This window comes from Streptococcus sp. HMSC066F10, from assembly GCF_001813805.1.
Lineage (GTDB): Bacteria > Bacillota > Bacilli > Lactobacillales > Streptococcaceae > Streptococcus > Streptococcus vaginalis.
In genome coordinates this window covers 1-5,316 of record NZ_KV813961.1, presented here as the reverse complement: position 1 = coordinate 5,316, position 5,316 = coordinate 1, and the positions used below count along the sequence as shown (strand labels likewise).

1 tRNA gene and 3 rRNA genes are annotated in these 5,316 nt (G+C 49.4%); all 4 read left to right on the top strand.

Going from position 1 to position 5,316, the window contains the following annotated elements:
* Positions 1-201: 201 nt before the first annotated feature.
* Positions 202-1,757: ribosomal RNA gene (locus HMPREF2933_RS03270) — 16S ribosomal RNA — on the top strand.
* A gap of 54 nt (positions 1,758-1,811) precedes the next feature.
* A tRNA-Ala gene (locus tag HMPREF2933_RS03265) sits at positions 1,812-1,884 on the top strand.
* A 168-nt stretch (positions 1,885-2,052) separates the two neighbouring features.
* Positions 2,053-4,954: ribosomal RNA gene (locus HMPREF2933_RS03260) — 23S ribosomal RNA — on the top strand.
* 245 nt (positions 4,955-5,199) lie between these two features.
* A 5S ribosomal RNA gene (gene rrf, locus HMPREF2933_RS03255) occupies positions 5,200-5,315 on the top strand.
* The 16S, 23S and 5S rRNA genes sit together here with 1 tRNA gene alongside, the layout of an rRNA operon.
* Position 5,316: the final 1 nt, after the last annotated feature.

The window sequence follows — 5,316 nt, the reverse complement described above, 5'->3', positions numbered from 1 at the left end:
TAAAAAAAGATGAAAAAAGGTATTGACAAGAAGAGAAGGAGATGATATACTAAGATAGTTGTCGCTTGAGGGGCGACAAAGACCTTTGAAAACTGAACAAGACGAACCAATGTGCAGGCGACTGTTTAAGAAGACAGTCCGTCAAACATTAAGAAGAAACAATAAATCTGTCAGTGACAGAAATGAGTGAGAGCTCAAACTTTATATGAGAGTTTGATCCTGGCTCAGGACGAACGCTGGCGGCGTGCCTAATACATGCAAGTAGGACGCACAGTTTATACCGTAGCTTGCTACACCATAGACTGTGAGTTGCGAACGGGTGAGTAACGCGTAGGTAACCTACCTATTAGAGGGGGATAACTATTGGAAACGATAGCTAATACCGCATAACAGTATGTAACACATGTTAGATGCTTGAAAGATGCAATTGCATCGCTAGTAGATGGACCTGCGTTGTATTAGCTAGTAGGTAGGGTAATGGCCTACCTAGGCAACGATACATAGCCGACCTGAGAGGGTGATCGGCCACACTGGGACTGAGACACGGCCCAGACTCCTACGGGAGGCAGCAGTAGGGAATCTTCGGCAATGGGGGGAACCCTGACCGAGCAACGCCGCGTGAGTGAAGAAGGTTTTCGGATCGTAAAGCTCTGTTGTTAAGGAAGAACGAGTGTGAGAATGGAAAGTTCATGCTGTGACGGTACTTAACCAGAAAGGGACGGCTAACTACGTGCCAGCAGCCGCGGTAATACGTAGGTCCCGAGCGTTGTCCGGATTTATTGGGCGTAAAGCGAGCGCAGGCGGTTAGAAAAGTCTGAAGTGAAAGGCAGTGGCTCAACCATTGTAGGCTTTGGAAACTGTTTAACTTGAGTGCAGAAGGGGAGAGTGGAATTCCATGTGTAGCGGTGAAATGCGTAGATATATGGAGGAACACCGGTGGCGAAAGCGGCTCTCTGGTCTGTAACTGACGCTGAGGCTCGAAAGCGTGGGGAGCGAACAGGATTAGATACCCTGGTAGTCCACGCCGTAAACGATGAGTGCTAGGTGTTAGGTCCTTTCCGGGACTTAGTGCCGCAGCTAACGCATTAAGCACTCCGCCTGGGGAGTACGACCGCAAGGTTGAAACTCAAAGGAATTGACGGGGGCCCGCACAAGCGGTGGAGCATGTGGTTTAATTCGAAGCAACGCGAAGAACCTTACCAGGTCTTGACATCCCAGTGACTGCCCTAGAGATAGGGTTTCCCTTCGGGGCACTGGTGACAGGTGGTGCATGGTTGTCGTCAGCTCGTGTCGTGAGATGTTGGGTTAAGTCCCGCAACGAGCGCAACCCTTATTGTTAGTTGCCATCATTGAGTTGGGCACTCTAGCGAGACTGCCGGTAATAAACCGGAGGAAGGTGGGGATGACGTCAAATCATCATGCCCCTTATGACCTGGGCTACACACGTGCTACAATGGCTGGTACAACGAGTCGCAAGCCGGTGACGGCAAGCTAATCTCTGAAAGCCAGTCTCAGTTCGGATTGTAGGCTGCAACTCGCCTACATGAAGTCGGAATCGCTAGTAATCGCGGATCAGCACGCCGCGGTGAATACGTTCCCGGGCCTTGTACACACCGCCCGTCACACCACGAGAGTTTGTAACACCCGAAGTCGGTGAGGTAACCGTAAGGAGCCAGCCGCCTAAGGTGGGATAGATGATTGGGGTGAAGTCGTAACAAGGTAGCCGTATCGGAAGGTGCGGCTGGATCACCTCCTTTCTAAGGAAAACGGAAGCCATTGAGTTTGTCTTGTTTAGTTTTGAGAGGTCTTGTGGGGCCTTAGCTCAGCTGGGAGAGCGCCTGCTTTGCACGCAGGAGGTCAGCGGTTCGATCCCGCTAGGCTCCATTAGGATAGAATCCTACTAAACTTAATAAAGAAGTTAAGTTGAATACGAGACTAACTATCCTAAATTTAGCACATTGAAAATTGAATAACGATATCAAATAGTAACAAGAAAATAAACCGAAAACGCTGTGAATATTAATGAGTATATGACTGAGAGGTCAAAAATAAGGTTAAGTTAGTAAGGGCGCACGGTGGATGCCTTGGCACTAGGAGCCGAAGAAGGACGTGACAAACGACGAAATGCCTTGGGGAGCTGTAAGTAAGCGTAGATCCAGGGATGTCCGAATGGGGGAACCCAATAGGTAGATACCTATTACCCGTATCTGTTAAGGATATGAGGAGGAAGACGCAGTGAACTGAAACATCTAAGTAGCTGCAGGAAGAGAAAGCAAAAGCGATTGCCTGAGTAGCGGCGAGCGAAAGGGCAAGAGGGCAAACCGAGAAGTTTACTTCTCGGGGTTGTAGGACTGCGATGTGGATTTAAAGATTATAGAAGAAGACCTTGGGAAAGGTTGCCAGAGAGAGTAAGAGCCTCGTATTTTAAATAATCTTTATACCTAGCAGGATCCTGAGTACGGCGGGACACGAGGAATCCCGTCGGAATCTGGGAGGACCATCTCCCAACCCTAAATACTCCCTAGTGACCGATAGTGAACCAGTACCGTGAGGGAAAGGTGAAAAGCACCCCGGGAGGGGAGTGAAAGAGAACCTGAAACCGTGTGCCTACAACAAGTTCGAGCCCGTTAATGGGTGAGAGCGTGCCTTTTGTAGAATGAACCGGCGAGTTACGTTATGATGCGAGGTTAAGTTGAAGAGACGGAGCCGTAGGGAAACCGAGTCTGAAGAGGGCGGTATAGTATCATGATGTAGACCCGAAACCATGTGACCTACCCATGAGCAGGTTGAAGGTGAGGTAAAACTCACTGGAGGACCGCACCAGGGCACGTTGAAAAGTGCTTGGATGACTTGTGGGTAGCGGAGAAATTCCAAACGAACTTGGAGATAGCTGGTTCTCTCCGAAATAGCTTTAGGGCTAGCGTCGACAGAAAGATTCTTGGAGGTAGAGCACTGTTTGGGTGAGGGGTCCATCCCGGATTACCAATCTCAGATAAACTCCGAATGCCAATGAATTATGGTCGGCAGTCAGACTGCGAGTGCTAAGATCCGTAGTCGAAAGGGAAACAGCCCAGACCACCAGCTAAGGTCCCAAAATAATTGTTAAGTGGAAAAGGATGTGGGGTTGCACAGACAACTAGGATGTTAGCTTAGAAGCAGCTATTCATTCAAAGAGTGCGTAATAGCTCACTAGTCGAGTGACCCTGCGCCGAAAATGTACCGGGGCTAAAACAATTTACCGAAGCTGTGGATCCTTTAGGGGATGGTAGGAGAGCGTTCTATGTGTGGTGAAGGTGTACCGTGAGGAGCGCTGGAACGCATAGAAGTGAGAATGCCGGTATGAGTAGCGCAAGACAGGTGAGAATCCTGTCCACCGTAAGACTAAGGTTTCCAGGGGAAGGCTCGTCCGCCCTGGGTTAGTCGGGACCTAAGGAGAGACCGAAAGGTGTATCCGATGGCCAACAGGTAGAGATTCCTGTACTAGAGTATAGAGTGAAGGAGGGACGCAGTAGGCTAACTCAAGCGTGCGAATGGAAGAGCACGTCTAAGCAGTGAGGTGTGATAGGAGTCAAATGCTTCTATCTGTAACATTGAGCTGTGATGGGGAGCGAAGTTTAGTAGCGAAGTGAGTGACGTCACACTGCCAAGAAAAGCTTCTAGCGTTAATTTATACTCTACCCGTACCGCAAACCGACACAGGTAGTCGAGGCGAGTAGCCTCAGGTGATCGAGAGAACTCTCGTTAAGGAACTCGGCAAAATGACCCCGTAACTTCGGGAGAAGGGGTGCTGGCTTAAAGTCAGCCGCAGTGAATAGGCCCAAGCAACTGTTTATCAAAAACACAGCTCTCTGCTAAATCGTAAGATGATGTATAGGGGGTGACGCCTGCCCGGTGCTGGAAGGTTAAGAGGAGTGCTTAGACGTAAGTCGAAGGTATGAATTGAAGCCCCAGTAAACGGCGGCCGTAACTATAACGGTCCTAAGGTAGCGAAATTCCTTGTCGGGTAAGTTCCGACCCGCACGAAAGGCGTAATGATTTGGGCACTGTCTCAACGAGAGACTCGGTGAAATTTTAGTACCTGTGAAGATGCAGGTTACCCGCGACAGGACGGAAAGACCCCATGGAGCTTTACTGCAGTTTGATATTGAGTGTCTGTGCCACATGTACAGGATAGGTAGGAGCCAAAGAGATCGGGACGCCAGTTTCGATGGAGGCGATGTTGGGATACTACCCTTGTGTTATGGCCACTCTAACCCGGATAGGTGATCCCTATCGGAGACAGTGTCTGACGGGCAGTTTGACTGGGGCGGTCGCCTCCTAAAAGGTAACGGAGGCGCCCAAAGGTTCCCTCAGATTGGTTGGAAATCAATCGCAGAGTGTAAAGGTATAAGGGAGCTTGACTGCGAGAGCAACAACTCGAGCAGGGACGAAAGTCGGGCTTAGTGATCCGGTGGTTCCGTATGGAAGGGCCATCGCTCAACGGATAAAAGCTACCCTGGGGATAACAGGCTTATCTCCCCCAAGAGTTCACATCGACGGGGAGGTTTGGCACCTCGATGTCGGCTCGTCGCATCCTGGGGCTGTAGTCGGTCCCAAGGGTTGGGCTGTTCGCCCATTAAAGCGGCACGCGAGCTGGGTTCAGAACGTCGTGAGACAGTTCGGTCCCTATCCGTCGCGGGCGAAGGAAATTTGAGAGGATCTGCTCCTAGTACGAGAGGACCAGAGTGGACTTACCGCTGGTGTACCAGTTGTTCTGCCAAGAGCATCGCTGGGTAGCTATGTAGGGAAGGGATAAACGCTGAAAGCATCTAAGTGTGAAACCCACCTCAAGATGAGATTTCCCATAACGTTATGTTAGTAAGAGCCCTGAGAGAAGATCAGGTAGATAGGTTAGGAGTGGAAGTTGTGTGAGCAATGGAGCGGACTAATACTAATAGCTCGAGGACTTATCCGAGAAGAAGTAATGAGAACGTGAAGAAAAGCGTATGATTTTAGGGAATCTGCGCAGAAGTCATAGGGACTTCAAGCGGATTTATCTAAATCACTAGCTTTTTAGTTCGAATACAATTACTTAAGTAATGAAGGCAGATCTAGTAAGGATTTAGCCGGAGTACAATTTCATTGAGAAAGATAGCGTAGAGGTAAATCTTTTACAATTTGAGACGTTATTCAATTTTGAGTGTGTTAGATACTCAGCAGTTAAGTGACGATAGCCTAGGAGATACACCTGTACCCATGCCGAACACAGAAGTTAAGCCCTAGAACGCCGGAAGTAGTTGGGGGTTGCCCCCTGTGAGATAAGGTAGTCGCTTAGCA